Source organism: Mesorhizobium sp. M0018, assembly GCF_040323955.1.
Classification (GTDB): Bacteria; Pseudomonadota; Alphaproteobacteria; order Rhizobiales; family Rhizobiaceae; genus Mesorhizobium.
Map to the genome: position 1 here is coordinate 374,513 of NZ_JAMYVL010000001.1, position 24,740 is coordinate 399,252.

The window sequence follows — 24,740 nt, forward strand, 5'->3', positions numbered from 1 at the left end:
TTCTTCGTTCGAGCATGATCGGGATCATGCTTGTGTCATCTATGCCGCGCGTGCGGCTTGCGGACGGGCCTGCTTGCCCAGGTCGTTGCGGGTGGTCGGGCCGGCGGCACGGATCTTTTCACGCAGCCGGACCGCTTCGACCGTGCCGTTGGCCACGGTCACGTCTATCAGGTTGACGTCGACCACTTCGTTGTTGGCGGAGGCCTTGGCGCCGATTGCCTCCAGCCGGTCCTCGGCCGCCTTGTCATGGGCGATGTCGGCATGGTCGATGATCTCGGCCCAGCCGCCATTGGCGTACCAGACGGCTATGCCGTCGGCGAGGCGGTTCGCGGTCAGGACTTTCATTGGCTCACTCCTTGCGCGGCAGCACTCGCCACGCTTTCCTGCCTGTGTGCCGCCAGCGGCTCGGACCGTTCGAAATTGGCCCCGGCGACCGCGTCGCCGATGATGGTCATCACCGGGCCGCTGAGGTCGGCGCGCGCCTCCAGCGACGGCAGGTCGGCGAGCGTGCCGTGGAAACGGCGGCGGTTGGCAAGGCTGGCATTCTCGACCACGGCGACGGCCGTATCCGGCGACAGGCCGGCTTCGATCAGCCGGCCGGCGACCTCGGCGGCGACCGAGCGGCCCATATAGACGGCGACCGTCGCGCCGGAAATGGCGAGCTTTGCCCAGTCGGGCAGCGAATTTCCCTTGAGGTCATGGCCGGTGGTGAACACCATCGACGACGACACGCCGCGCAGCGTCAGCGGCAGTTCGAAATCGGCGGCGGCGGCGAAGGCCGCGGTGACGCCCGGAACCACTTCGTAGGCGACGCCGGCATCGCGAAGTGCCGCCATCTCCTCGCCGGCCCGGCCGAACACCAGCGGGTCGCCGGACTTCAGCCGCACGACACGCTTGCCGGCGTGGCCAAGCTCGACCAGCAGCGCATTGATCTCGGCCTGGCTCTTGGAATGGCAGCCCTTGCGCTTGCCGACCGGCAGGCGCTCGGCATCGCGACGGCCCATTGCGACGATCGCCTCCGGCACCAGCGCGTCATGGACGATCACGTCGGCTTCCATCAGCAGGCGATGGGCGCGCAGCGTCAAAAGGTCCTCGGCGCCTGGACCGGCGCCTACAAGCGCGATATGGCCCGATGCCGGTTCTGTCGAAAGCAGCAGGCCGACGGCCGCATCATGCGCCTGCGAAAGCTCGCCTGCCTCGACAGCGCGGGCCGGCGCGCCGCCAAAGAAATCGCTCCAGAAGCGGCGGCGGGCATTGCCCTTCGGCAGCAGTCTTTCGGCGGTGTCGCGAAAAGATGCGGCGAGCGCCGCGAGCGGCCCGAGCGAGGGCGCCAGCATGCGGTCGATGCGGCTGCGCAGCATCTGCGCCAGCACCGGGCCGGCACCTTCCGTGCCGATGGCAATGGCGACCGGCGCGCGGTTGACCAGTGCCGGCGTGAAGAAATCGCATAGCTCCGGCCGGTCGACGGCATTGACCGGAATGCCCAGCCGGCGCGCATCCCCGGCAACGCGGCGATCGAGCGCCTCGTCGCCGCTGGCGGCAAACACCATCACCGCACCATTGAGATGTGCTGCATCATAGACGTCGGCGATGTGGGCGGCCCCCGTCTCGGCGATAAAGGCCAGCAGCTCCGGGCTTGTTTCATCGCTGACGATGCGCAGCACAGCGCTCGACTGCGCGAGCAGCCGCGCCTTGGCCAGCGCTTCCTCTGCGCCGCCGACGATGGCTATGGCTTCGCCCTCGACCCGCATGAAGACGGGAAAGGCATTGAGCTTGGGTGTGGCTTGCGGCATGACGAGCGGAATCCTGGAACCGTTTGTCAGTTCTACGCGGAGGCGCGAAAAACCAGAAGGCACCCACTCGCGCATCGCTTCGTAGCAGGCAATCTCTTTTCTGCAAGCATGAAGGCCAAGAGAAAAATATTCCACATTCAAATGCGGGGCAGATTGAAGCTGCTGTTGCAGCCCTTGATCCGCTGCCTTTTTAGCGGCCGGAGGAGCTAACCACAAAACAGATTTTTCTAAATTCTATCAATTTAGTAGATTAAGCCGCCGGATGCTGACCAAGCGATCGACGGCAGCCCCGCACTCTCGCCGACCCCTGTCGGAGCACCGGGTCCGAGTGCCGGAACATTCCCGCCTCGGCACGCGTTTGCTCTATGGACCCAGGCCCGGTCACACCCCTGCGGCAAAGGCCCGGCGATGGGCTCGAAAAATCAAAAAAGGAGCGCCCCATGAGCAACGTCAGACTGAAACGCGGACTATGGATCGTGGTGGCAGATGGCGAAAAGGCGCTGTTCCTCGAGAACCGTGGAGACGTCCAATATCCCGACCTTCAGGTCGTGCACGAGATGCAGCAGGAAAATCCGGCAACCCGAGAACAAGGCACGGACCGCCCCGGCCGCTACAGCGACGGCCCTTCCGTCCACCGCAGTGCGGTCGAGGACACCGACTGGCACCGTCTCGGCAAGGAGCGTTTTGCCGAAGAGATTGCCGACAGGCTCTACAAGCTCGCGCATCGCGGCAGCTTCAAGGAGATCGTGCTGATCGCGCCGCCGCCGGTGCTGGGCGACATGCGCAGGAAGCTGCACAAGGAGGTCACCGACAAGATAACGGCCGAAATTCCAAAGACGCTGACCAACCACAGCATACCCGATATCGAGAGCCTGCTGCAGGCGACCTGATCGGGCATCGGCGGCGCGCAACTTTCGTTTCCATAGCAATCGCCTGCCTGGAGCAGGCCGCGCCGGGTGGCAACGCTTGCCGGCTCAACGCCTTTTTGCCGCCTTGCCATCGATTTCATGGGGATTGCGGGTTGTCTCGCGACTGTCCCAGCCTCCATACTGCCAAGGCGGCGGCTTTTGGACGGCGCATATCCGACATCGCGATTCCTGAAGGTGCTCCATAGACAATGCCGCATGACACGCCCCTTATCGCCACCATCGTCGCCGGTCTGGGGCTGGCTTTCGTCTTCGGCGCACTTGCCAACCGTTTTCGCGTGCCGCCGCTGGTAGGCTACCTCGTCGCCGGCGTTCTGGTTGGACCGAACACGCCGGGTTTCGTCGCCGATGCCGGCCTCGCCAATGAACTTGCCGAGATCGGCGTCATCCTGCTGATGTTCGGCGTCGGCCTGCATTTCTCGCTGAAGGACCTGTTGTCGGTCCGCGCCATCGCCGTGCCCGGCGCCATTGTGCAGATCGGCTTCGCGACAGCTCTCGGCGCCGGCCTTGCCTGGATGCTCGGCTGGTCGATCGGTGCGGGACTGGTCTTTGGCCTGGCGCTTTCCGTGGCCTCGACCGTGGTGCTGTTGCGCGCCCTGCAGGAGCGGCGGCTGATCGAGACCGAGCGCGGCCGCATCGCCGTCGGGTGGCTGATCGTCGAGGATCTGGCGATGGTGCTGGCGCTGGTGCTTTTGCCGGCGTTGGCCGGCGTGCTCGGCGGCCAAGAGCAGGTGGAGGTGCACTCCAGCAGTCTGCTGTCGCTGCCGGCGAGCTACGGCGTCTGGGGCGTCGTCGCCGTCACACTGGCCAAGGTCGCGGCCTTTGTGTGGTCATGCTGGTGGTCGGCCGCCGGCTTATCCCCTGGATCCTGCACTACGTCGCCCATACCGGATCGCGCGAACTGTTCCGGCTGGCGGTGCTTGCGATTGCGCTTGGCGTCGCCTTCGGCGCGGCCAAGCTGTTCGGCGTGTCGCTGGCTCTCGGCGCTTTCTTCGCCGGCATGATCATGAGCGAATCCGAGCTCAGCCACCGGGCCGCCGAGGAATCGCTGCCGCTGCGCGACGCCTTTTCCGTGCTGTTCTTCGTTTCGGTCGGCATGCTGTTCGACCCGTTCAGCGTGATCAGCAATGGCTGGCCGATCCTGGCGACGCTGGCCATCATCGTTGTCGGCAAGTCGCTGGCAGCCTTCGTCATCGTCGTCGTCTTCCGCTATCCGGTGGCAACCGCATTGATGATTTCGGCAAGCCTAGCCCAGATCGGCGAATTCTCGTTCATCCTGGCTGAACTCGGCGTCGGGCTGAAACTGCTGCCCGAACAAGGCCGCGACCTCATCCTCGCCGGCGCCATCCTGTCGATCGTCCTCAATCCGCTGATGTTTCTTGCCGTCGACCGGATGAAACCCTGGCTGGAAGCACGCGCCGGCAGGACGGCGCCGTCCGGCGAAGCAAGGCCGATCGGCCCGGCGACCGAGCCCGGCCAGGTGGCTTCGGTCGCGGCGGCTGCTAACGAGGATGGCCCACCGCCCAGGACGAGGCTGACCGGCCACACCATCCTGATCGGCTACGGCCGCGTCGGCAGCCTCGTCGGCACGGCGCTGAGGCAGGCCGCCCTGCCCTTCCTCGTCATCGAGGATGCCGACAAGACGCTGGCGAAGCTCAAGGCCGAAGGGGTCGAAACCGTACCCGGCAACGCGGCGAGTGGCGACGTGTTCGCCGCATCCAATCCCGAGGGGGCGAAGCGGCTGATCCTGGCCATTCCCAACGCCTTCGAGGCCGGCCAGGTCGTTCTGCGCGCCCGCGCCGCCAATCCGACAATCGAAATCATCGCCCGCGCCCATTCCGATGCCGAGGTCGAGCACCTCAAAAACCTTGGTGCCGACACCGTCATCATGGGCGAACGCGAGATCGCCCGCGGCATTGTCGAGGTGGTTTTGGCAGCACCGAAAGCGCCCCCGGCAACCTAAGCCTGCGCTGCCCCGCCAGCGTTGCGGTCAAGCCCCTTCTCCCCGTTCTTCACGGGAGAAAGTCCCGCAGGGGGATGAGGGGCAGCGTCAACGATTGATCAAAACCAACCGCTCAAACGTGCTGGCCGCCATTGATGTGTATTTCCGAGCCGGTCACGTAGGACGCCTGCTGCGAGCACAGGAAGAAGATGATGTCGGCGACTTCCGCCGTGGTGCCCAGCCGCCTCAGCGGGATGGTCTCGACGATTTTTTCGGTGCCCGGCGACAGGATCGCGGTGTCGATCTCGCCCGGCGCAATGGCGTTGACGCGAATGCCGTGCGGGCCGAAATCATGCGCCATCTCGCGTGTCAGCGAGCCGAGTGCTGCCTTCGACGTCGCATAAGCGGTACCGGCGAAGGGGTGCACCCGGGTGCCGGCGATCGAGGTGACGTTGACGATCGAGCCCTTGGCCGATGCCAGCTCCTTGAACAGTCCGCGCGCCAGCATGATCGGCGCGAAGAAATTCACCTGGAAGACGTCGCGCCAGACATGCATCGGCGTGTCGATCGAGTTCATGCGGCTGTTGCCGTCCTTGAGCTTCGGCGAGATGCCGGCATTGTTGACCAGCGCATGCAGCTGCCCGCCATGCGCCTCGAGCCGGTGGCGGATCTCGGAGATGGCGATGCCGACATCCTCCTGGTCGGCGAGATCGACCTTGATGTGGTCTTCCGGGCCGGCCGGCCACGGGCAGTCCTCGGCAAAGGCCTGGCGCGAGCAGGTGATGACGCGCCAGCCTTCGCGTGAAAAGCGCTTGACCGTGGCATGGCCGATGCCACGGCTGGCGCCGGTCAGCACGATGGTCTTTCTGGTGTCGGGTTCAGCCATGTCGCGGTCTCCAAACGGGAGATGTAGCGGAACGCGGCAGCGGTGGCGAGGGGGCCTGTTGTTCAGCCGCCTGTCAGGATGTCCAGGATCGACGTCTGCCGCTTCTTGACCGGGCCGCCGACATTGCCGGGCGGCACCGGGTGCTTGATCGATCCGGTGGCGCTATCGACGCCCGGCATGGCAAGGCCGCCGGCATCGACCGTCTCGGCAGGACGCGCGGGACGCGAAGCCGACTCGGTAGCTGCCACAGGCGGCGCCGATTGGCCGACGGAAGCGACCGGCGCCGGCGGCGCCGTATCGGACGGTATGTCGTCCGGGACGATGGTGTCGGGCGGCGTCGACTTCCAGGTTCCAGGCAGCGGCCGCACCGGCACGCCCTCATGCGCGGCGACCATGAACTCGTGCCAGGCCTGCGCCGGCAATGCGCCGCCGGTGACCTTCTTCATCGCGCTGCCGTCATCATTGCCGAACCAGACGCCGGTGGTGAGGTTGGCGGTATAGCCGATGAACCACGCGTCGCGCGAGTTCTGGCTGGTGCCTGTCTTGCCGGCCGCCGGCCAGGCGAACGCCGCCTTCCTGGCCGTGCCGATCTCGACCGTGCCGGTCATCATCGAGTTCATCATGCCGACAACATCGGGATTGACGACCCGCGGCGCACCGCCGCCATTGTTTTCGTAGAGCACCTTGCCGTCGCTCGTCGTGACGCGGCGGATGAAATGGATGTCCGGCTTGTAACCGCCATTGGCGAAGGGAACATAGGCCGAGGTCAGTTCCAGCGGCGTCACTTCCGAGGTGCCGAGCGCGATCGAGGTGTTGGCCGTCAGCTCGGACTGGACGCCCATGCGGTGCGCCGCCTCGACCACCGCATTCGGCCCGACTTCCATGGTCAGCTGCGCGGCCACCGAGTTCAGCGATTTTGCCAGCGCCGTCGCCAGCGTCACCTTGCCGAAATATTTGCCGCCGTAATTGTCGGGCGTCCAGTTGCCGATCTTGATCGGCGCGTCGTTGCGCACGCTGTCGGGCGTGCGGCCGGATTCCAGCGCCGCCATGTAGACGAACGGCTTGAACGCCGAGCCCGGCTGGCGGCGCGCCTCCGAGGCGCGGTCGAACTGGCTGGTCGAATAGTCGTAACCGCCGACCATCGCACGCACCGCGCCGGAATTGTCGATCGACACCAGCGCGCCCTGGCTGACATTGAGCTTCTTGCCGCTCTGGTCGATCAGCCGGCGGATCGATTGCTCGGCGAGTTTCTGCAGCGTCAGGTCGACGGTCGTGTCGACGACGATATCGCGGCGCACGTCGCCGATCAGGTCGGGCAGTTCTTCCATGATCGTATCGGCGACGTAGTTTTCCGAGCCGGTCCAGTAGGACGGCGCGCGTGTCGCCGGCGCGCTCATTGCCGTGGTCTGCTCCTTGGCGCTGATCTTGCCCTCGTCGCGCATCGCGGCGAGCACCAGCTGCGAGCGCTGCTCGGCCGCCTTCGGGTCGCGCGCCGGCGACAGCCGCGACGGCGCCTTGAGCAGACCGGCGAGAAGGGCGGCCTCCGACAGCGTGACGTCACGCGCGCTCTTGCCGAAATAGCGGCGCGAGGCCGCTTCGACACCATAGGCGCCAGAGCCGAAATAAACCCGGTTGAGGTACATTTCGAGGATCTGGTCCTTCGTATGCTTGTGCTCCAGCCACAGCGCCAAGAGCACTTCCTGCACCTTGCGTTCCAGCGTGCGGTCCGGCGTCAGGAACAGGTTCTTGGCCAGCTGCTGGGTCAGCGTCGAGCCGCCCTGCGAAAAATGCCCGCCCAGCACGTTGGTCACCATGGCCCGGGAAAGGCCGATCGGGTCGATGCCGAAATGCGAATAGAAGCGGCGGTCTTCGATGGCGATGACGGCCTCGGGAATATAGGGCGACATTTCGTGCAGGCCGACGGCCTCGCCGCCGCTCATGCCGCGATTGCCAAGCAGCTGGCCGTCGACCGAGACGATCTTGATGTTGGGGGCGCGGTCGGGAATGGCCCAGGTGGTGGCCGCCGGCATTTTCGCGCCGTAATAGACGACGATGCCGGCAGTGGCGATGCCGCCCCAGATGGCCAGCACGAAGCACCAGTAGAACAGCCGGGCAAGCACGCCGAACACGCCGCGCCGGCTTTTGCCGCGCCCGCCGCGCGGCGGCTTGGCCCTGGACGATTTGCGCTTTGCAGCGGCTTTTCGGTTGCTCGGCACGACGCGGTCCTCCTCGCTTACCGAAAAACCGGCCGAGGATCTCGCCCCCGGCGATGCCTCGAAGCTGGGCTCGATGCGGCTGTCTTTCCGGTTCGCCATGCGCTGTGCTGTCTTCCCCATGCCTATGGCGTTGGGGTTGAAGACTAGATGCGGCGGTTTAAAGGCGGGTTAAGTCGGGAAAAATCGAAATAAACTGTATTCAGTCGCTTGCCGAACGGCGGCGGCCCGCGACAGCGCCAAAGCCGGAAATGAAAAACCCGCCTCGGCGGGCGGGTCGTCGGAGCCAATGAGCACCATAGCCAAATTAGTAGCATAGCTGCCGGCACAAAGCAAGAACAAAATGCGCGTTGCCCCAGAATAATCACTTCAGTTCGGCGGTTGCGACAACCCTCAGTCGTCGGCATCCGCATCGTCGGAAGCCGGCCGCCAGCTGATCGGCTCGATCTTCCTTTGCGTATGGCCGTCCGTATAGGCCCACCAGCCGGCGTCGCTTTCGTCCCAGTCGCCGCCGGCCGCCTTCAGCCGGTCGAGCGAACGGTATTGCGCGATGCTCTCGTTTATCACGCCGTCGCTGTCCTGCCAGTAGACGGTGACCTTGGAGCCGTCCTTCGGTGCCGTTTCGATTGATTTTCGGGCAGCCATTTTCATTTCTCCCGGTGAAGCGAACGGAACGCCGGGACAAGCGTCTGGTTCCTGGCCGATGGCCTTTAGGAGAATTCGCTCCGGCGAGACATATGGCGTGGTTTTCGAGAACCGGAGCGCAGCGGACATTTGGGTCCGTGAGCACCGGAAGCGGAGAAAACTGCGCCAGATGGCCGCCGGAGTAGAATTATCATGAAGGCCATTAGCTGTGGGCGAAGATATCCTCCTCATCCCAGCCCATCAGGTCGAGTTTCGCACGCGTCGGCAGGAAGCGGAAGCACGCATCGGCCTCCCTGGTCCGGTTGTCGCGCGCCAGACGCGCGCTCAGTACGTCGCGCAGCCGGTGCAAATAGAGCACGTCGGAGGCGGCATATTCGAGTTGCTCGGGCGACAGCGTCTCGGCGGCCCAGTCCGATGATTGCTGCGCCTTCGACAGGCCGATCCCGAGAAGCTCGAAGCAGATGTCCTTCAGCCCGTGCCGGTCGGTGTAGGTGCGCGTCAGCCGCGACGCGATCTTGGTGCAGAACACCGGCTCCGGCATGACGCCGAAGGCGTTGTAGAGCACGGCGAGATCGAAGCGGCCGTAATGGAACAGCTTGGTGATGCTGCGGTTCTTGAGCAGGCTGACGAGGTTCGGCGCCTTCTTCTGGCCGGGCGCGATCTGGATGACGTCGGCCGAGCCGTCGCCCGGCGAGATCTGCACGACGCAGAGCCGGTCGCGATGCGGGTTCAGCCCCAGCGTCTCGGTGTCGATGGCGACCGCCCCGACATCGTAATGCAGCAGGCCGGGCAGATCGTTTTTGTGGAAACGTATGTCGCTCATCGTCTTCTCCGGTCGCGGCCCCGTGCAGCGATGCGCGACGGACCGTGCCCGTCCTTGCCGCGATCCGGCGAAAAATCAACAAAAACTTGAGTCTGGCGCAATTTCAGCGTGTCAGCGCCTCGAGAATGCGCGCCCAGGAGCGCTGGCCCTTGTGGAAGGAGCTCATCTCGTACTTCTCGTTCGGCGAGTGGATGCGGTCGTCGTCGAGGCCGAAACCGACCAGCAGCGATTCCATGCCGAGATAGGTCTGGAAATCGCCGACCACCGGGATCGAGCCGCCGCTGCCGGTCACCACCGCCGGCTTCGGCCATTCGTCGGACAGCGCCTGCTTGGCCTTGGCGAGGAAGGGCGAGTCGTAGGAAAGCTGGATCGCCGGCGAGCCGCCATGCGGGTGGAATTCGACCGAGCAGTCGGCCGGAACCCGCTGCCTGACGAATGCCTGGAAGGCGGCGCGGATTTTTTCCGGATCCTGTTTGTGGACCAGGCGGAAGGAGATTTTTGCCGAGGCTTGCGCGGCGATCACCGTCTTGAAGCCCTTGCCGGTATAGCCGCCGATGATGCCGTTGAACTCGGCCGTCGGCCGCGCCCAGGTCAGTTCGAGCACCGAGCGGCCCTTTTCGCCGGACGGGATCGACAGGCCGATCGGGCCGAGGAAGGTCTCGGCCGTCTCACCGAGCGACAGCCACGACTGCAATATCTGCGACGGCGTTTCCTCGACGCCGTCATAAAAACCCGGAATGGTGACGTGACCATCCGCATCGTGGATGTCGGCCAGGATCTTTGCCAGGATGCGGATCGGATTGGCGGCCGCACCGCCATAGAGCCCGGAATGCAGGTCGCGGTCGGCGGCAGTCACCGTGATCTCCTCGCCGACCAGCCCGCGCAGCGAGACGCAGATCGACGGCGTATCGCGGTCCCACATGCCGGTGTCGCAGACCAGCGCGAAATCGGCCTTGAGCTCATCCGCATTCGCCTCGAGAAACGGCTTCAGGGACGGCGATCCGGACTCCTCCTCGCCCTCGAACAGGATTGTGATTCGGCACGGCAATCCGCCATGCACCTGCTTCCACGCGCGGCAGGCCTCGACGAAGGTCATCAGCTGGCCCTTGTCGTCGGCCGCGCCGCGGCCGGTGATCACCTTGTGGCCGGGCTCGATCTCCTTGACCGCCGGCGCGAACGGGTCGCTTTCCCACAGCTCGATCGGATCGACCGGCTGGACGTCGTAATGGCCGTAAAACAGCAAATGCGGCGCGCCCGCCGGCCCATCGTGATGCGCGACCACCATCGGATGGCCTGGTGTGTCGCGCACGCTGGCGTCGAAGCCGATCAGCTTGAGCTCGGCGACCAGCCATTCGGCGGCCTTGCGGCAGTCGGCGGCGTAGTCCGGATCGGTGGAGATCGACTTGATGCCGAGCAGGCCGAACAGGCGTTCCAGGCTCTGGTCGAAGTTCTTGTCGAGGCGGTCGAGAACAGGGGAAACTGCGGACATCTGGCGGGCCTTTCGATTCTGGCGGCGAATCTAGAGCCCATGTTGCGAAACGGAAAGCCCGCGACCGTTGGGCCACAGCTTCCTGTCCAAAGGCAAAAAAATGCCGCCGTGGTGGAGGGAACCACGGCGGCCTCTACTCGAAACGATGCGGCAGCCCGGAGAGGGGGGATAGGCTGCCGCAAGTGTCCGGGATAGGCGGGGGACGGGCCTTGCTCCGGACTTCGGCGAAAACTGCCGATGGCGTTTATCTGTGTCTGCGAACGTGGCGATTCAAGGGCACAAAAATTACACTTTTGTAACATAGGCGTGAGCGAACAAAGCTCCGGCCAGGCCGCATGGCAGGCCAGGCTCGCACGCCATTTGTCAGGGTGTTGCCGGAACCCTTGGCAGAAGCCGCCTTTGGCATGGACCGCGGCGCTGCGCCGCGCTATTCCCTCGTGCCATGAAAAAAGGCGATCATCTCTTCCTTGTCGACGGCTCCGGCTACATCTTCCGTGCCTATCACGCGCTGCCGCCGCTGTCCCGCAAGTCCGACGGGCTGCCGACCAGTGCCGTGCTCGGCTTCTGCAACATGGTCTGGAAGCTGACGCAGGACGCCCGCAACACCGATGTCGGCATCGTGCCGACGCATTTCGCCGTGATTTTCGACTATTCGTCGAAGACCTTCCGCAACGACCTCTACCCCGAATACAAGGCCAACCGCTCGGCGCCGCCGGAAGATTTGATCCCGCAATTCGGCCTGATCCGCCAGGCGACCAGGGCCTTCAACCTGCCGTGCCTTGAGACGGAAGGCTACGAGGCCGACGATTTGATCGCCACCTATTGCCGGCTTGCCTGCGAAGCCGGCGCCGACACCACCATCATCTCTTCCGACAAGGATCTGATGCAACTGGTCGGCCCAACGGTTGCCATGTACGACCCGATGAAGGACCGCCAGATCGGTGTTCCCGAGGTGATCGAGAAATGGGGCGTGCCGCCACAGAAAATGATCGACCTGCAGGCGCTGACTGGCGATTCGGTCGACAATGTGCCGGGCGTGCCCGGCATCGGGCCGAAGACGGCAGCGCAATTGCTCGAACAGTTCGGCGACCTCGACACGCTGCTCGCCCGCGCCGGCGAGATCAAGCAGGACAAGCGGCGCGAATCGATCATCGCCAATGCCGACAAGGCACGCATTTCGCGTGACCTGGTGAGGCTGAAGAACGACGTGCCGGTGACCGAAGGGCTTGACGAATTCGTATTGCATGCGCCGGACGGCCCCAGGCTGATCGGCTTCCTCAAGACCATGGAATTCTCGACGCTGACCCGCCGCGTGGCCGAAGCGACCGGAACCGACGCCGGCGACGTTCCAGCCACCCCCGTCACCATAGAGCGTGCCGATACCGCGCATGGCCCCGATATGGGTTTTGGCGTGCCCGCGGCCGCCGAGAGCGCACCGCCGTCGGACGAAGCGGCACTCGAAGCTCCGGCCGCAGCCAAGCAAGGCGACACCCCATCCCTGCTTTCGGCGCTTCGCCTGGAGGCTGCCACCGCCCGCAAGATCGACACCGGCGCCTACACCTGCATCCGCGACGCCGCGACGCTGAAGGCCTGGATCGCCGAGGCGATGGAGAGAGGCATCGTCGCCTTCGACGTTAAGACGTCCTCGCCCGATCCGATGCGGGCCGAACTGATCGGCCTTGCCATGGCCGTCGCGCCCGGCCACGCCGCCTATGTGCCGCTTGCCCACAAAAACGGCAATGGCGACCTGCTCGGCGGCGGCGCGGTCGAAAACCAGGTCCCGATCCGCGACGCGCTGACGTTGCTCAAGCCGCTGCTCGAGGACAAATCCGTCCTCAAGATCGTGCACGACATGAAATACCGCCTTGTCGTCATGAGCCGTCACGGCATCGAGATCGGCCCCTATGACGACACCATGCTGATCTCCTACGTGCTCGAGGCCGGAACCCACGGTGGCCACGGCCTGGAGGCGCTGGCCGATAAATGGCTCGGCCACGCGACCATTCCGCTGAAGGAACTGGCCGGTTCGGGAAGAAGCTTCGTCGGCCTCGATCAGGCCGACCTCGGCAAGGCGACGGCTTACGGGGCCGAGCACGCCGACGTCGCGCTCAGGCTCTGGCAGGTGCTGAAGCCACGGCTTGCCGCCAAGGGCCTGGTCTCGGTCTATGAACGGCTTGAACGGCCGTTGGTGCCGGTCCTGGCACGGATGGAGCAGCGCGGTATCTCCGTCGACCGGCAGATCCTGTCGCGGCTCTCCGGCGAACTGGCACAGGGTGCCGCACGGCTCGAGGACGAGATCTACCAGCTGGTCGGCGAACGCATCAACATCGGCTCGCCAAAACAGCTCGGCGACATCCTGTTCGGCAGGATGGGTCTGCCCGGCGGTTCAAAAACCAAGACCGGCCAGTGGTCGACCTCGGCGCAGCTTCTCGAAGACCTCGCCGCCGAAGGCCACGAATTGCCGCGCAAGATCGTCGACTGGCGCCAGCTGACCAAGCTGAAATCGACCTATACCGATGCGCTGCCCGGCTTCATCCATCCCGACACCAAGCGCGTCCACACCTCCTACGCGCTTGCCGCGACGACGACCGGGCGGCTGTCGTCCTCGGATCCCAATCTGCAGAACATTCCGGTGCGCACCGTCGAGGGTCGAAAGATCAGGACGGCCTTCATCGCCGACAAGGGCAACAAGCTGGTTTCCGCCGACTACAGCCAGATCGAATTGCGCGTGCTCGCCCACGTCGCCGAAATCCCGCAGCTCAAGCAGGCCTTCGCCGATGGCGCCGACATCCACGCCATCACCGCGTCTGAAATGTTCAACGTGCCGGTCGAGGGCATGCCTTCGGAAGTGCGCCGCCGTGCCAAGGCGATCAATTTCGGCATCATCTACGGCATTTCGGCCTTTGGCCTCGCCAACCAGCTGTCGATCGCGCGTGAGGAAGCCGGCGACTACATCAAGAAATATTTCGAGCGCTTCCCCGGCATCCGCGACTATATCGATGCGACCAAGGCCTATGCCCGCGAGCACGGCTTCGTCGAGACCATCTTCGGCCGCCGCATCCACTATCCGGAGATACGGTCGTCGAACCCTTCGGTCCGTGCCTTCAACGAGCGCGCCTCGATCAACGCCCGCCTGCAGGGCACCGCCGCCGACATCATCCGTCGCGCCATGATCCGTATGGACGAGGCGCTGGAAAAAGCCAGGCTTTCTGCCCGCATGCTGCTGCAGGTGCATGACGAGCTGGTTTTCGAGACGGTCGAAGCCGAGGTCGAGGCGACGATCCCGGTCGTCTGCCACGTCATGGAGAACGCCGCCATGCCGGCGGTATCGATGTCGGTGCCGCTGCACGTCGACGCCCGCGCAGCCAACAACTGGGAAGAGGCGCATTAAGGCGGGCCACAGAGCCATGTTCGGTTCAAGGTTCACGAGCAGCAGCGGTATGCTATAGTGCCCGTATGATCACCAAGGCACTTGAGAATCTGGTAAGGCATGCGGAAGCTTGGCCTCGCGAAGACCAGGAGGAGCTTGCTGATTACGCCCGCGTCATCGAGGCGCGGCGGACTGGCGTGTATGCGATGTCGGAATCAGAGCGCAGCGCGGTCACAGCGGGCCTAGCAGAGGCCGATCACGGCACTTTCGTAGATGAGGATACCGTTCGCGCGGCCGACACCCGCCGCAGGCTATGAAGGTCCGATTTACGCGGCAAGCCTTTGCCGAACGCGAGGCGATTTTCAACTACCTCGAAGAGCGGGCGCCTCAGGGCGCCCTTTCAGTCATTTCTCGGATCCACGCTGGGATTTCGCGACTTGCCGAATTTCCCGAAAGCGGTCACGCGACCGACATCCCTGGCGTTCGCGTCCTCTTCATAGGCCGCTACCCTTATAAGGTCTTCTATCGTGCCCGTGCCGACGCAATTGAGATCCTGCACATCCGGCATACCTCAAGGAGACCCTTTCCCTACTGAGCCGATCCGGGAACACCCGGCGAGGGCTCGGAAAACCTTGCTCCGCCTTCGCCGCGTTGCTCCGGCCTCAAGCCGCCTCGGCCAAACACTTCGCACATGTCCCACGAAACTCGATCACCGCCTTCTTGGCGGCGAAGCCGGTCGAGCGCACCCATTCGTCGAGCCGGTGGCCGACATCATGGTCGGAGAACTCGGTCACCTGGCCGCAGGTGTCGCAGATGGCAAACGCCGTCATCGAATGGCTGTGGTCGTGCGGCTCGGCACAGGCGACGAAGGAATTGAGGCTTTCGAGCCTGTGCACGAAGCCGGATTTCACCAGCGTGTCGAGCGCCCGGTAGACCTGCAGCGGCGCGCGAAAACCGCGCTCGCGCAGTTGGTCGAGCAACGTATAGGCGCTGAGCGGGCCGCTGGCGGCCTCGAGCTTCTCGAGAACGCAAAGCTGGTTCTTCGTCAGTACATCCCTTGCCGCCATGATCCTGTTCCAAGCCGCTCCGTGCCGATCGCTGCCATTTCGCAAGCAGTCGGACCTCTTCCACTGAGATAGCGACGAACTGCCATTTTTGCTACTGTTTCTATTCGCAGCCGGTGGTCGGCTGGCCGGCGGCGCCATATTCAAAATACTGACAAAATCCTCGGCCAGGCTGGCCGTGCTTGGAAATTCGATCGGGCTTGGGGAAGCAATCATGATCAAAGTGACGCGGCGGACGCTGCTTGCCGGCACGTCCGCGCTGGCCGCTGCCGGCCTGGTGCCGTTTCGGGCATTCGCAGCGGCGCGCACCTACCATGCGCTGCTTGTTGCCTGCACCGATTACCCGAACCTGCCGAAGAAAAACTGGCTGATCGGACCGAAAAACGATGCCGGCCTGGTGCGCGATTACCTCCTGGGGAACACGCCCGCGCCGGTAAAATTCCTGGCCGAAAACGTCACGCTGCTCGCCAAGGATGTCGAAGGCGCCAACGGACCGCCGACACATGCGGCGATCAAGGCGGCGTTGGCCGATCTTGCCGCCAAGGTCCAGCGCGACGATTTCGTCTACCTGCATTTGTCCGGTCACGGCGCGCAGCAGCCGGCAGCGAACAAGGGCGACGAGACGGACGGCCTCGACGAGATTTTCTTGCCGTCCGACATCGACAAATGGGTGAACCGCGAAAAGGGCGTGCCCAATGCGCTGGTCGACAACGAGATCGGCACCGCGCTCGACGCTATCCGCGACAAGGGCGCCTTTATCTGGGCCGTGTTCGACTGCTGCCATTCCGGCACTGCGACGCGCGCCGCCGAGGTCGACGACGAGCTGGAACGCAAGGTCGAGTTCGCCGATCTGGTCGGCGGCGACGACGCTGCCAGGGCGGCTGCGGTGAGAGCCTATGACGAGATTGCGTCGGCCGCGCCGCGCGGCTTTGACGAGGACGGGCAGCGCAAGCCGGCCTTCAAGCTGACGCCGACCGGCGCCGAGCCGACCACCAAGGGCAAATTGGTCGCCTTCTACGCGGCGCAGACGGTGGAGACGACGCCCGAGATGCCGCTGCCCAAGGGCATGGCCGATGCACCGCGTTTCGGCCTGTTCACCTTCACCATCCTGTCGAAACTGGCCGAGAACCCCAACATCACCTATCGCCAGCTCGGCCAGGCCGTGCTGCAGCAATATTCGGCGGACGGCCGCACCCGGCCAACGCCGCTGTTCGAGGGAGAACTCGACGCACGCGTCTTCGGCACCGACAAGACAGACGCGGTCATGCAATGGCCGATCGTCATCGAGAACGACAAAGCCACGATCGGCGCCGGGTTGCTGCATCGCCTCACCCCCGGCAGCAGGCTCGCAATATTGCCGTCGGCGCTGTCGCCGCTGTCCGAGGCGCTTGGCTATCTCCAGGTTCAGTCGGCGAAAAACCTGGAAAGCCGGGTCAAGCCGGTCGAGTTCGGCGGCAAGCCGGCGCTCAAGCTGGCCGATATCCCCGCCAATGCCTATGCACGGCTGGCCGAGCTCGCCGTCGACTACAAGCTCGTGGTCGCGCGGCCGGCTGCGGCCAAAGGCCTCGAGAAAGAGGCCGCGCTGGCGAACTCGGTTCTCGACGAACTGGCGGCCAGGAAGAGCTCAGGGTTTCACATCGCGCTGGTCGAGCCGGGCAAGAGCGCAGATCTGCGTCTCGCAGTGCTGCGCGAGAACGCCATTGCCGGCGCCGCAGAAGATGCCACCGACGCGCCGGCGCTGTGGTTCCTGCCGGCTTCGGGCGACATGACGCTCAAGGGCGGCAGCAAGCCGCCGTTGATCGTCATTCATCCGGACGGCCGCGAAAAGTTGATCGAGGCCGCCGCAGGGAATCTGACGAAAATCTTCCGCGCCATTGGCCTGTCGAGGCTGGCCGCCGCCTCCGATTATCGGCCGGAAGAGGTCAGCGTCGAGTTCCGGATCAAGCGTTTTGACAGCGACACGCTGCAGCCGATCGAAGCGTCGACTGTGCCGCGTGTTTCGCCCGACGATCAGGTCCACGTACTGGCCAGGAACGGTTCGACCAACCTGGTCGACATCAACGTGCTCTACGTCGGCTCCGACTATTCCATCCAGCATTTTCTTGCCGAGCGCCTGACCGAAGGCGCCGTGCTCGAGGAAGGCCTGTTCAAATTCACCGACACCAGCTTCGGCATGGAGCGGATGATCGCCGTCTTGACCGAAGCACCGCCGCAGAGCGAGAAGCAGGATCTGAGCTTCCTGGCGCAAGAGGGCGTTGTCTCGGTAACGCGCGGACTGGGACAGCCAAGCTTCGCCGACATGCTGGCCGATATCGGCATGGCGCCGGCGACACGGTCGGCCATGCGGCTGACCGACGGCAAGGGGTCGAAGGGCGCCGTGATGATTTTTCCGATGGAGACCGTGCCGCGCGCCTGAGGCGCGGTCAGGTGCCCGGCCGGGCCTCTTGCCTAATCGGCTGATAATGAACATTCTTCGACCACCGCTGTCGGCGGCCGAACGGAACGGGTGAGGGCGTTCGTGAACAGGATCGTATTTTCGTGGCGCGCAACAACCGCCGGCCTTGTCGCCGGGCTGTTGCTGGCCGCCAATGCTTCGGCGGACGAGGCTTGCGGCCTCTGCGCCAAGGAGGTCGTCATCAATTCCGAACTGGCGAGCTGCTTTCTCGACCAGTACGACCGGATCGCCAAAACCGGCAACACCGCCGTTGTCGTCGATCTCAGCAGCTGCGCCTCGCGCGGCGTGGTCGAGCCGTTGCCGTCGCCGGGCAAGGCGCAGGTGGAGCCTGACGTGCAGTTCATCGTTTCGCGCACGCAGCTGGATTGCCTGAAGAAGAAGCTGGAGACGCCGGGCATCGTGCTCGACCCGTCCGCCACCATAGAACTGGACAGCTGCGGATGACGAAAGCGGGGGGCAACGCAACGCAGCAGGCAGTGACGGCGCCGGTACCGCAAAAGAAGCCGGTGTCGCTGCCGGAAACCGTCGAAGGCCTGCCGTGGGTGAGCAATCACGAGGTCAAGAAGGAGGCGAACCCATTCACCGATCGCGACTGGCGCATGCTCGTCTATGCCTGGTCCGGATTGCTGGTGCGCCTGGCGATCATCTTCACCTTGATCTTTTCGGTCTACCAGTTCCTGGCGAACCAGGAGCAGAAGCGCGTCGAGCAGACGATGTCGCTGGTCGAGCTCTGGGAAAGCAAGGATTACCAGCAGGCGCAACGGGCCCTCAAGCAACGCCTGGCGGCGCTCAACGCCAAATACGGCAATCTGCTCAGTGCCAATCCGACGCCGACCGAGGAACAGGTGTTCAGACAGCGCATCGGCATCGAAGCGATGAGCGCAACCGGCGGCGACATGCCGCTTGCCGAGTTCAGCGACAATTTCGACCGCATCGTCTATTTCCTCAACCGCCTTTCCTTCTGCGTCGAAGGCAGGCTGTGCTCGCGCGACGTCGCCGACTCCTATTTCCGCGACTATGCCGCTTCGTTCTGGAGCTATTTTGCCGGCTATATCGACAAGGAGCGCAAGGCCGGTTCACCGACTTTCGCCCAGCCGATCGAGAACTATGTCCGCCAGGCGCCATCCTCGGCCCAGTCCAGATAATCCCCGAAAAATGCGAAGCCGGCGACGGAAATGCTCCGCCGCCGGCAGGTTTTCCGCGACGATCGCGGCCGAAATTCTGCAAGCCTATTTGTACAGGCTGTTGATCCACTGGACGTTGATGGCGTTCAGACGCACGGCGGTATTGGCATCCGGGCTCTCGGCCACGTTCACGCCGGTGATGACGCGCTGCTTGGAGCCATTGTCATAGGCATAGACCGAGCTGCCGCTCGACCCGGGATAGGTGTCGCAGTCGTACTGGAAATACTCGGTGGCGATGTTTTCGGCATGCACTTCGCAGGTCGCCTTCCACATCGTGCCCATCGGCTTGTCGCCGGGATAGCCGATGATATTGGCGGTGAAATCGCCGAGGTCGTCATAATTGGCATAGCCGAGCCAGCCGAGGTTGGTGCCGACATCCTGCTTCAGGGTGACGATGCCGAGATCCCACGGCACGACCGAGCCGTAAAAGCCCTGGTAATTGTCGATGAAGCCCTGGATGACATAAGCGCTTTCATAGGTGAAGGCGCCGAACGGCGCGTCGTCGGCAGTCTTGCCGTTGAGAGCCGGCACGAACAGGATATCGTCGAGCCAGGCCTTGTCCTCGTGGCTGTAGAGGCAGTGCGCCGCGGTGAGCACCGTGCGCGGGCCGATCAGCGTCGCCGAGCAGCTGCCATAGCTGCCGCTCTTCGATTTGCCTTCGAGATAGCCGATCGCGGTGAATGGGTAGGTTTTGGTATTCTTGATCTGCTCGCGGTCGTCCGTGCCGAACACCTGACGGCCAGCCTCTTCGCCTCCGCTCAGTCCGGAATTGTCGGACTTCTGCCCGTCGGCGGGCGCGTTCATGTCCTTGATGACAAGGTCCTTCAGCGTCTCGTTCGGGTCAATCTTGATGTCCTTGCCATCGGCGGAGCGGCCGACGATGCCATAGGATTTGACGGCCGTTGCTTCGTCGGTGAGCGGCGCGGCGCGGTTGGCCTCGTCGTCGGTCAGTTTCGGCGGGGCGATTGGTTTCGCCCGGCCGGGCTTGTAATCGCCCGATGTTACATCCCGCATGCTTTCGCCGTTGCCGGCATTGGCGGAACCTGGATCGGCAGCCAAGGCAGGAACCGCCCACATTGCGGTGGAAAGCAACGCGGAGGCAATAATGCTATGTGTCAGTTTTGTCATGGTGAGACTCTCCCAAAAGTCAGCAAGGACTGGATCAAGATACAGAAATATTGTCGAGATCGTGGTGGCGCAAAAAAATGAAATTGGTTACCGGTGCCTTTACCGGGCCATTATTCAGTGCAGCCAGTTTAGGTCCCCGCCAAAAATGCCTGCAACGGTATACTGCCTAAAATAATCCAACATTGGCAACGACAAATTGCTTCCACATAGCCCGTGGGGGGCTATAGGATTTTGGGCGGGTTGGCTCGACAGCACGACTAGCAGAAATGGTGCTCGGCTTTGTGACGGATCGTGCTTCGCCGTGGAGCATGATCTCACCGGCCGGTTCCATTTGAGTGGACCATGCGTCGGCGACTGACCTGTCGGGAACATCGTCTCAGGGGGTTCGAGGTGAAGATCATCCATAGGTTCAGACCGATTGCCGCCGCCGCGCTGCTCGGCATCGCGGCGGCCTTGCCGGCCGTCAATTCCGTTCATGCCACGGACGCGGCCGCTCGGCCGGAGGCGGCGATCTCGCCGATGAAACGCGTGGCCGAGGCCAGGGCCAAGGCCAGGGCGGAGAACCCCGACGGCGCCGATCGCGTCTACGGCGGCAAAGAGGCCGAGAAGGGCGCTTACCCGTTCCAGGTGGCATTGCTGACCACCGGCAAACTGGACAAAAGCCCGGCCTCGCAGGCGAATGCGCAGTTCTGCGGCGGCAGCCTGATCGCGCCGCAATGGGTGCTGACGGCGGCGCACTGCCTCAATGACGACGGCGAGCCGATTTCGCCTGATGTGGTCACCGTGCTCACCGGCGCCACCGATCTGAGCGAGGGCAAGCGCTACAAGGCGGTGGAGATCATCGTCAACGAGGGCTACAGCGAGCAGACGCTGGACAACGATCTCGGCTTGATCCGGCTGGCCGCGCCGGCCGATGCCCCGACCATCAAAATTGCCCGTGAGCCGACACCGGACGCCGGCAAGACGACGGTCACCGGCTGGGGCAAGATGCAGGACGGAACGTTTCCCACCGCGCTGATGGTCGCCGACCTGGACCTCCAGCCGAACGCAACCTGCAACAGCGGCATCAAGGCGATTTATGCGCATGATTTGAAGGCAGCGCTCGGCGAACTCGCCCGCCGCATGCGTTATTCGGAAAGGGGCATCGAGGCGGCCGCCAACGCGATTGCAGCCGATATGGCCGATCCGCTTACCGGCAACATGATCTGCGCCGGCACGGCCAGCGGCGAGCGCGACGCCTGCAATGGCGACAGCGGCGGACCGCTGTTCGTGACCGGCGCCGATGGTCCGGTGCAGGTCGGCGTCGTCAGCTGGGGCGAAGGTCCGGCCGACGGCGGCACCGCCTGCGGCCACAAGAACGCCTACGGCATCTACACGCGGCTGGCCAATTACACCGGCTGGATCGAGGAGAAGATGAAGACGGCGGCGCCCGCAGCGCCCAAAGCCCTCGGCACGGCGCAGAAGCCCGCCACGCCCTGACCGGTGTCATTTGCTGAACCAATGAACAGCGGGAGCAATCCCTCTGGTTCTTTCCCAAAACCCGGTTCTGTCCCAAAAACCTGGGGTCGGGACTAGAACCAGCGATCGCGGCGCTGATCTGTGGCGGCCAGGGTGAGGCCGAGTAGCGCTCCTACGGCCGCTCCGAGGATGAATGCCGACGATATTGTGCCGGGATTCTCCTGGACCACGCCCGACACCGTCTGCGCCCTGTTGCGCAGGGCTTGTGCTGTCCGAGAGGCGCGCTCGGCAGCGTTGTCATACCAGCCGCCGGCGTCTTCGATCGCCTCTTCCGCGCGTTCGGCCAAGGTCCGATTGATCTTGTTGATCTCGCGCCTCAGCTGCGCGACCTGCTTCTCCAGGGCTTCCTGAGCTTCACGTTGAGTCATCTTCGGTGCTGCGGATTCGTTCGGTTCGTCGGCCATTGTAATCTCCTTTGCTCAGGCTCGGCTCAACGGCCGGCCCACTGTGCAGGTTCCTCCGCAAAACGCGTATGTCCGGTGTTTGTTCGGTGAGAAACCGGCTTTTGTCCGGCATGTCTGCGAATTCGGCATCAACATCGGATCGTTCCGGCGCTCCCCGCGTTGGTGAAAACGCCACAAGGGAGGATCCGCCATGGACGACGATCGGCATGAAAAGATTCGGCAGCGAGCCTATGAAATCTGGGTGCGCGAGGGCCGCCCGGATGGCGCGCATGAACGTCATTGGCAGCAGGCGAAGCAACAGCTTGGCCTCGACGACGCGGACGTTCCGGCGGGAACGATCGCCAGCTCCGACGTTCTGACGGTCGAGGCACTGGCGATGCGCACCGGGATAACCGGTGATCAGGCGCAAGAGCTGATCGACAGGCTTGGCAACGACAGGGCGACGCTGGAGGAAGCCGCGCGGAACCTCAAGGCAGCCGAAAGTTAGCCGCTGGCCACCGTGTCGAAGACAGCTACCAGTTCGCGCTGCCGCGTCTTTTCGATGAAACCGGACCGCAGACCGTCGTCGCCTACTTCCTCGGCGGCCCCTTGCGCTCGGCCGATGCCGCCCAGAGATTGATGTCCGACTCGCGGGCAAAGCTGTCTATCTCGGCGAGCTCGGCATCGCTGAAGTCGAGCGCCTTCAGCGCGCCGACGCAATCCTCGACCTGTTCCGGCCGGCTGGCGCCGATCAGCGCCGACGTCACCCTGCCCCGGCGCAGCACCCAGGCCAGCGCCATCTGCGCCAGCGTCTGGCCGCGGCGACGGGCGATGACGTTCAGCGCCTCGATATTGGTGATCGACTTGTCGTTGATGAATGCCGGGCGCAGCGACTTGCCCTGGCTGGCGCGGCTGCCGTCGGGGATGCCGCCGAGATATTTGTCGGTCAGCATGCCTTGCGCCAGCGGCGAGAACACGATCGAGCCGACACCGAGCCCCTCCAGCGTATCGAGCAGGCCATCATCCTCGACCCAGCGGTTGAGCATCGAATAGCTCGGCTGATGGATCACGCAAGGCGTGCCGAGCTGCTTCAATATGTCGGCGGCCTCGCGGGTGCGCTGCGAATTATACGAGGAAATGCCGGCATAGAGCGCCTTGCCCGAGCGCACCGCGTGATCGAGCGCGCCCATCGTTTCCTCCAGCGGGGTGTCGGGGTCGAAGCGGTGCGAATAGAAGATGTCGACATAGTCGAGCCCCATCCGCTTCAGGCTCTGGTCGAGGCTGGCCAGCACATATTTGCGGCCGCCCCACTCGCCATAAGGCCCTGCCCACATTTCGTAGCCGGCCTTGGTCGAAATGATCAGCTCGTCGCGATAACCGGCAAAGTCCGTCCGCAGGATCTCGCCGAACGCCCGCTCCGCCGAGCCGGGCGGCGGGCCGTAATTGTTGGCGAGGTCGAAATGCGTGATGCCGAGATCGAACGCCCTGCGCGTGATCGCCTGCTTGGTTCTATGCGACGTGTCGTCGCCGAAATTGTGCCACAGCCCAAGCGAGATCGCCGGCAGCTTCAGGCCGGACCGCCCGCAGCGATTGTAGACCATCTTGTCATAGCGGTTTTCGGCGGGGACATACGGCATGGGAAATCCTCAAATCGAAACGAGCCGACAGCTGCGCCGCAACAGTGGGGCAGTCGAGCTTGCCACCCTTAGCCTCTCCCCGCGCAAACGGGGAGAGGCTTTTTGCGGTGCTTGGGCGGCGCGCCGCCTACTTGGTTTTCTGCTTCGCCAGCAGCTCCTTCGCCGCCTTGACGCCGAGTGCCGCGGGCCGCTCGCAGCTGGTCTGCATAGCGACGAACTTTCCGGTCTCGCCCGAACGCAACAGGCCGGTCATGACGTCGACGGCATGCAGCGCCAGTTCCATCGAGCAGCGGTGCGGCCGACCTTCGGTAATCGCGATCGCCATGTCGGCCAGACCGGCGGTGCGATAGTTGGCCATCATGCCTTGCGAATGCATCTCGTTGGGCACGCCGAACGGATGCGGCCATTTCGGCAGCTTCTTCACCGGTTTGGCGGCTTCGGTGTAGCGCACTTCGCCGCCGAAGAAGTTCGGATCCGGCACGAACACCGTGCCCGCCTCGCCATAGAGTTCCATCGGCGCGTGGCCATGGCTCCAGACATCCCAGCTGGTGTTGAGCGTCACCATGGCGCCGTTCTCGAATTCCAGCACGCCGTGGATCGTCGTCGGCGTGGAGACCGGGATCTTTTCGCCGGCGCGCGGCTTCGAGCTGATGATGCGTTCCGTCATCGGGATCGAAGCGAAGGCGGCGACCTGCTTCACCGGCCCGATCAGCTGGATCAGGTTGGTGATGTAATACGGTCCGATGTCGAGCACCGGCCCGGCGCCCGGCTGGAAGAAGAAGTCCGGATTGGGGTGCCAGTGCTCCATGCCGTGGCTCATCACATGACAGGTGCCGCTGGTGATCCTGCCGAGCCTGCCGGTGTCGATCAGGTCGCGGACAAGCTGGTGCGCGCCGCCGAGGAAGGTGTCGGGCGCCGAACCGATGCGCAGCCCCTTGCTTTCCGCCCGTTTTTTCAGGTCGAGCCCTTCCTTGACCGACAGCACGAAGGGCTTCTCCGAATAGACGTGCTTGCCGGCGTCGAGGATCTGCTTCGACACCTCGTAATGCACCGCCGGAATGGTCAGGTTGACGATGATGTCGATATCGTCGGCCTTGAGCAGCCCCTCGACGGTCTCGGCGCGCAGCTTGAACTCTTTTGCCCGCGCTTTCGCCGCTTCCATGTTGATGTCGGCGCAGGCGCGCATCTCGATGCCGCGAAACAGCGGCGCCAGCGAGAAATACGCCTTCGAGATGTTGCCGCAGCCGATGACGCCGATGCCAAGTTTTGTTGCCATGCTGATGT

20 protein-coding genes and 1 pseudogene are annotated in these 24,740 nt (G+C 64.1%); 9 read left to right on the forward strand and 12 right to left on the reverse strand.

Annotated elements, in window-relative coordinates; genetic code table 11:
* Positions 1–39 precede the first annotated feature (39 nt).
* Positions 40–345 carry a DUF2849 domain-containing protein gene (locus NKJ81_RS01825; RefSeq protein ID WP_352469417.1) on the reverse strand — a complete coding sequence of 102 codons (306 nt, stop codon included), beginning with the start codon at positions 343–345 and terminating at the stop codon, positions 40–42.
* Positions 342–1,793, reverse strand: a complete 1,452-nt coding sequence (gene cysG / locus NKJ81_RS01830) for a siroheme synthase CysG (RefSeq protein WP_352539422.1) — start codon at positions 1,791–1,793, stop codon at positions 342–344. Before cysG ends, NKJ81_RS01825 begins: the two co-directional genes overlap by 4 nt.
* Positions 1,794–2,233: 440 nt before the next feature.
* Between cysG and NKJ81_RS01835 the strand changes: the two genes are divergently transcribed.
* Both NKJ81_RS01835 and NKJ81_RS01840 read left to right on the forward strand, forming a co-directional pair.
* Complete coding sequence (locus tag NKJ81_RS01835; RefSeq protein ID WP_352539423.1) at positions 2,234–2,683, forward strand: baeRF12 domain-containing protein; 450 nt, start codon at positions 2,234–2,236, stop codon at positions 2,681–2,683.
* Positions 2,684–2,910: 227 nt separating this feature from the next.
* A pseudogene (locus NKJ81_RS01840) lies at positions 2,911–4,682 on the forward strand (cation:proton antiporter domain-containing protein).
* 112 nt (positions 4,683–4,794) lie between these two features.
* Here NKJ81_RS01840 and NKJ81_RS01845 read toward each other — a convergent pair.
* The 5 genes from NKJ81_RS01845 to NKJ81_RS01865 all read right to left on the reverse strand — a co-directional run bounded on the left by NKJ81_RS01845 (position 4,795) and on the right by NKJ81_RS01865 (position 10,717).
* Complete coding sequence (locus NKJ81_RS01845; RefSeq protein ID WP_023718933.1) at positions 4,795–5,547, reverse strand: SDR family NAD(P)-dependent oxidoreductase; 753 nt, start codon at positions 5,545–5,547, stop codon at positions 4,795–4,797.
* A 62-nt stretch (positions 5,548–5,609) separates the two neighbouring features.
* Entirely contained in the window at positions 5,610–7,862 is a 2,253-nt protein-coding gene (locus tag NKJ81_RS01850; RefSeq protein WP_352539424.1) for a transglycosylase domain-containing protein, read from the reverse strand.
* Positions 7,863–8,153: 291 nt separating this feature from the next.
* Positions 8,154–8,405, reverse strand: coding sequence for a hypothetical protein (locus tag NKJ81_RS01855; RefSeq protein WP_352539425.1), 252 nt, complete (start codon positions 8,403–8,405; stop codon positions 8,154–8,156).
* 202 nt (positions 8,406–8,607) lie between these two features.
* The gene (locus NKJ81_RS01860) at positions 8,608–9,228 is read right to left on the reverse strand and encodes a ribonuclease D (RefSeq protein WP_254816792.1); all 621 of its coding nucleotides are present in this window, start codon (positions 9,226–9,228) and stop codon (positions 8,608–8,610) included.
* A gap of 103 nt (positions 9,229–9,331) precedes the next feature.
* Entirely contained in the window at positions 9,332–10,717 is a 1,386-nt protein-coding gene (locus NKJ81_RS01865; protein ID WP_352539426.1) for a M20/M25/M40 family metallo-hydrolase, read from the reverse strand.
* 442 nt (positions 10,718–11,159) lie between these two features.
* Between NKJ81_RS01865 and polA the strand changes: the two genes are divergently transcribed.
* Positions 11,160–14,108: a DNA polymerase I gene (polA, locus tag NKJ81_RS01870; protein WP_352539427.1), complete on the forward strand. Its 2,949-nt coding sequence runs from the start codon at positions 11,160–11,162 to the stop codon at positions 14,106–14,108.
* 292 nt (positions 14,109–14,400) lie between these two features.
* On the forward strand, positions 14,401–14,682 hold the full coding sequence (locus NKJ81_RS01875; RefSeq protein ID WP_352448351.1) for a type II toxin-antitoxin system RelE/ParE family toxin: 282 nt from the start codon (positions 14,401–14,403) through the stop codon (positions 14,680–14,682).
* 67 nt (positions 14,683–14,749) lie between these two features.
* Here the strand turns inward: NKJ81_RS01875 and NKJ81_RS01880 are convergent, their stop codons facing one another.
* Complete coding sequence (locus NKJ81_RS01880; protein WP_023675234.1) at positions 14,750–15,154, reverse strand: Fur family transcriptional regulator; 405 nt, start codon at positions 15,152–15,154, stop codon at positions 14,750–14,752.
* Positions 15,155–15,365: 211 nt separating this feature from the next.
* On the opposite strand from NKJ81_RS01880, the gene NKJ81_RS01885 reads away from it, so the two are divergent.
* The 3 genes from NKJ81_RS01885 (at position 15,366) to NKJ81_RS01895 (ending at position 18,751) form a co-directional block, all read left to right on the forward strand.
* On the forward strand, positions 15,366–17,567 hold the full coding sequence (locus NKJ81_RS01885) for a caspase family protein (RefSeq protein ID WP_352539428.1): 2,202 nt from the start codon (positions 15,366–15,368) through the stop codon (positions 17,565–17,567).
* A 102-nt stretch (positions 17,568–17,669) separates the two neighbouring features.
* Positions 17,670–18,050, forward strand: coding sequence for a hypothetical protein (locus NKJ81_RS01890; RefSeq protein ID WP_352474870.1), 381 nt, complete (start codon positions 17,670–17,672; stop codon positions 18,048–18,050).
* Entirely contained in the window at positions 18,047–18,751 is a 705-nt protein-coding gene (locus NKJ81_RS01895) for a DUF4760 domain-containing protein (RefSeq protein WP_352539429.1), read from the forward strand. The genes NKJ81_RS01890 and NKJ81_RS01895 overlap by 4 nt, the downstream gene beginning before the upstream one ends.
* A gap of 84 nt (positions 18,752–18,835) precedes the next feature.
* On the opposite strand, the gene NKJ81_RS01900 is transcribed toward NKJ81_RS01895, so the two are convergent.
* Positions 18,836–19,918, reverse strand: a complete 1,083-nt coding sequence (locus tag NKJ81_RS01900; protein ID WP_352474872.1) for a trypsin-like serine peptidase — start codon at positions 19,916–19,918, stop codon at positions 18,836–18,838.
* Between the two features lie 390 nt (positions 19,919–20,308).
* Here NKJ81_RS01900 and NKJ81_RS01905 point away from each other — a divergent pair, with 390 nt between their 5' ends.
* Positions 20,309–21,397 (forward strand): S1 family serine peptidase, encoded by a 1,089-nt coding sequence (locus NKJ81_RS01905; protein ID WP_352539430.1) that lies wholly within the window; start codon positions 20,309–20,311, stop codon positions 21,395–21,397.
* A gap of 92 nt (positions 21,398–21,489) precedes the next feature.
* Here the strand turns inward: NKJ81_RS01905 and NKJ81_RS01910 are convergent, their stop codons facing one another.
* Positions 21,490–21,840 carry a hypothetical protein gene (locus NKJ81_RS01910; protein WP_352474874.1) on the reverse strand — a complete coding sequence of 117 codons (351 nt, stop codon included), beginning with the start codon at positions 21,838–21,840 and terminating at the stop codon, positions 21,490–21,492.
* 190 nt (positions 21,841–22,030) lie between these two features.
* Here NKJ81_RS01910 and NKJ81_RS01915 point away from each other — a divergent pair, with 190 nt between their 5' ends.
* Positions 22,031–22,327, forward strand: coding sequence for a DUF2934 domain-containing protein (locus NKJ81_RS01915; protein ID WP_352539431.1), 297 nt, complete (start codon positions 22,031–22,033; stop codon positions 22,325–22,327).
* 82 nt (positions 22,328–22,409) lie between these two features.
* Here NKJ81_RS01915 and mgrA read toward each other — a convergent pair whose 3' ends face one another.
* Positions 22,410–23,456 carry an L-glyceraldehyde 3-phosphate reductase gene (gene mgrA, locus NKJ81_RS01920; protein ID WP_352539432.1) on the reverse strand — a complete coding sequence of 349 codons (1,047 nt, stop codon included), beginning with the start codon at positions 23,454–23,456 and terminating at the stop codon, positions 22,410–22,412.
* Between the two features lie 127 nt (positions 23,457–23,583).
* A complete protein-coding gene (locus NKJ81_RS01925) occupies positions 23,584–24,732 on the reverse strand; it encodes a Gfo/Idh/MocA family protein (protein WP_352539433.1) in 1,149 nt (382 codons plus the stop codon).
* Positions 24,733–24,740 lie beyond the last annotated feature (8 nt).